The following is a 347-nucleotide window of genomic DNA, read 5'->3' as shown; positions in this document are numbered from 1 at the left end:
GCAGCTTCTTTGATCAATTCCTTTACGTTATTGTCATCCATGGAATCCAGGGCTGCCCGGGTGGTTCCTCCTTTTGAGGCCACGCGGTCCATCCATAGAGTAGGGGAGAGATCGTTCTGGTTGAATAACTCTACCGCCCCTTCAAAGGTCTGACTCACCAGGACGCGGGAATCGTGTTCCGAAAATCCCATTTTTAAGGCTGCTTCCAGCATAGAGTTCATAAAATAGAAGACATAGGCAGGTCCGCTTCCCGAAATTCCGGTAGAGGCATCTATGAATTTCTGGTTTTCCACATGGATCGATTCTCCGGTGGTATCCAGCAGGTTCCTTATCATCAACAATTCCAC

At 48.4% G+C, this 347-nt stretch carries 1 protein-coding gene; it reads right to left on the bottom strand.

All coding sequences use genetic code 11. The features are described from left to right. Positions 1-347: pyrroline-5-carboxylate reductase family protein (locus HC175_RS21450; RefSeq protein ID WP_317172392.1), on the bottom strand; the 347-nt coding region annotated here is incomplete at both ends.

It is taken from the genome of Salinimicrobium oceani, from assembly GCF_012037645.1.
The sequence above is the reverse complement of the archived record's forward strand: the minus strand, read 5'-3'. Positions and strand labels throughout refer to the sequence as shown.